The sequence below is a fragment of the Shinella sp. M27 genome, from assembly GCF_049199905.1.
Taxonomy (GTDB): domain Bacteria; phylum Pseudomonadota; class Alphaproteobacteria; order Rhizobiales; family Rhizobiaceae; genus Shinella.
On the sequence record NZ_JBLZPK010000007.1, the window covers coordinates 58,331 to 61,303 of the forward strand.

Sequence of the window (2,973 nt, forward strand, 5' to 3'; positions counted from 1 at the left end):
CCGGCCGCTTTTGGCGACCGGTCTTGTCATTCCGTGATGGCGAAATCGCTTAGAAGCGGTCGTCTTCGTCCTCGTCCGGGGTGGAGGACTTGAGCGACTTGAGCTTGGCGAAGACGGCGTCGGCGTCGATTTCCTTTTCCTCTTCACGGTCGCTGTAGGGCAGCTTTTCCGTTTCCTGGGCGGATTCGAGCGTGGCGCCGAGTTCGGCGGCCGTCGGCAGCGGGCGGCCCTTTGAAGCGCGTTCGACTTCGAGGTCGAGATCGATCTGCGAGCACAGGCCGAGCGTAACCGGATCCATCGGCGTCAGGTTCGTCGAGTTCCAGTGGGTGCGGTCGCGGATCTGCTCGATCGTCGACTTGGTGGTGCCGACGAGACGCGAGATCTGCGCATCCTTCAGTTCCGGATGGTTGCGCACGAGCCAGAGAATGGCGTTCGGACGATCCTGGCGCTTGGAGACCGGCGTGTAGCGCGGGCCCTTGCGCTTGGATTCGGGAACGCGAACCTTCGGCTCGGAAAGCTTCAGCTTGTGGTTCGGGTTGCCTTCCGCACGCGCGATTTCTTCGCGCGACAGCTGACCGGTCGAGATCGGGTCGAGGCCCTTGATCCCCTGGGCTGATTCGCCATCGGCGATCGCCTTCACTTCAAGCGGATGCAATTTGCAGAAAGTCGCGATCTGTTCGAACGACAGCGCCGTGTTGTCGACCAGCCAGACCGCGGTCGCCTTTGGCATGAGGAGCTGCTGAGCCATGCATATAGTCCTTCTGTGCGTCCGCGCCGGTGTCGCGGGTCGTCTGGTAGTTAACCACTATGTTCCGGGAATTGCGCCCTCTATACCCTCACTGTCGCAGAAATGCAATTCTTCAAGAGACAAATGACCTTTGTCTAATTGCCGTAATGCTTTGACCTGATATGAATGCGCCCAGGAGTGGCGGGACCGGAGGAGAACACGGTTTCCCGCGCATGCGCAGTCACAGGGAGGCCTCCATGTCCGCAAAGACCTATCCGGTCCTGAAATCCGCAAAAAGCCGTACGCTCATCGACAACGATACCTATCAGAAATGGTATCGCGAGAGCATCGAGAACCCGGAGCGCTTCTGGGACAAACACGGCATGCGCATCGACTGGTTCAAGCCCTATACGAAGGTCAAGAACACCTCGTTTTCCGGCAAGGTCCCGATCAAGTGGTTCGAGGACGGCATCACCAATGTCTCCTACAACTGCATCGACCGTCACCTGAAGGCGCATGGCGACGACGTCGCCATCATCTGGGAAGGCGACAACCCGTATATCGACAAGAAGATCACCTATAACGAGCTCTACGAACACGTCTGCCGCATGGCGAACGTGATGAAGAAGCACGGTGTGAAGAAGGGTGACCGCGTCACCATCTACATGCCGATGATCCCCGAAGCGGCCTATGCCATGCTCGCCTGCGCGCGCATCGGCGCCATCCATTCGGTGGTCTTCGGCGGCTTCTCGCCGGACGCGCTGGCCGGCCGCATCGTCGACTGCGAATCGACCTTCGTCGTCACCTGTGACGAGGGCGTGCGCGGCGGCAAGCCGATCCCGCTCAAGGAAAACACCGATACGGCCATCGACATCGCCGCCAAGCAGCATGTCATCGTCAACAAGGTGCTGGTCGTGCGCCGCACCGGCGGCAAGATCGGCTGGGCGCCCGGCCGTGACATCTGGCATCACAAGGAAGTGCTGAGCGTGCCGCGCGATTGTCCGCCGGCCAGGATGAAGGCGGAAGACCCGCTGTTCATCCTCTACACCTCGGGCTCGACCGGCAAGCCGAAGGGCGTGCTGCACACCACGGCCGGCTATCTCGTCTATGCCTCGATGACGCACAAATATGTCTTCGATTACCAGGACGGCGATATCTACTGGTGCACGGCCGACGTGGGCTGGGTCACCGGCCATTCTTATATCGTCTACGGTCCCTTGGCGAACCGCGCCACCACGCTGATGTTCGAGGGCGTGCCGAACTTCCCGGATGCCGGCCGCTTCTGGGAGGTGGTCGACAAGCACAAGGTCAACATCTTTTACACCGCGCCGACGGCGATCCGAGCGCTGATGGGCGCCGGCGACGATTTCGTCAAGCGATCCGACCGGTCGTCGCTGCGCCTGCTCGGTTCGGTCGGCGAGCCGATCAACCCGGAAGCCTGGGAATGGTATTACAACGTGGTCGGGGAAGGCCGCTCGCCGATCGTCGATACCTGGTGGCAGACGGAAACCGGCGGCATCCTGATCACCCCTCTGCCGGGGGCGACGGATCTGAAGCCGGGTTCGGCGACGCGGCCGTTCTTTGGCGTGAAGCCCGAGCTTGTCGATAACGAGGGCAATGTGCTGGAAGGCGCGGCCGACGGCAATCTCTGCATTACCGACAGCTGGCCGGGCCAGATGCGCACGGTCTATGGCGATCACAAGCGTTTCGTCGAAACCTACTTCTCCACCTACAAGGGCAAGTATTTCACCGGCGACGGCTGCCGCCGCGACGAGGACGGCTACTACTGGATCACCGGCCGTGTCGACGACGTGCTCAACATTTCCGGCCACCGCCTCGGCACGGCCGAAATCGAATCGGCCCTCGTCTCCCATCATCTCGTGTCGGAAGCCGCCGTCGTCGGCTATCCGCACAGCCTCAAGGGCCAGGGCATCTATTGCTACGTCTCGCTGATGGCCGGCGAGGAGGGCAACGACGCTTTGCGCCAGGACCTCGTCAAACACGTCCGCAAGGAAATCGGCCCGATCGCCACGCCGGATAAAATCCAGTTCGCCCCCGGCCTGCCGAAGACCCGCTCCGGCAAGATCATGCGCCGCATCCTGCGCAAGATCGCCGAGGACGATTTTGGCGCACTCGGGGATACCTCGACGCTGGCTGATCCGGCCGTCGTGGACGACCTGATCGCGAATCGTCAGAACAAGGCGGCCGGCTGAACGGTTCGATTACGGAACGACAAAGCGAAACGG

Annotated in this window: 2 protein-coding genes; one reads left to right on the plus strand and one right to left on the minus strand. The window is 61.5% G+C overall.

Features of this window, described 5'->3' with window-relative positions:
* Positions 1–49 precede the first annotated feature (49 nt).
* On the minus strand, positions 50–748 hold the full coding sequence (locus ACOZK4_RS01480; RefSeq protein ID WP_313524030.1) for a DUF1013 domain-containing protein: 699 nt from the start codon (positions 746–748) through the stop codon (positions 50–52).
* A 236-nt stretch (positions 749–984) separates the two neighbouring features.
* On the opposite strand from ACOZK4_RS01480, the gene acs reads away from it, so the two are divergent.
* Positions 985–2,940 (plus strand): acetate--CoA ligase, encoded by a 1,956-nt coding sequence (gene acs, locus ACOZK4_RS01485; RefSeq protein ID WP_421590015.1) that lies wholly within the window; start codon positions 985–987, stop codon positions 2,938–2,940.
* Positions 2,941–2,973 lie beyond the last annotated feature (33 nt).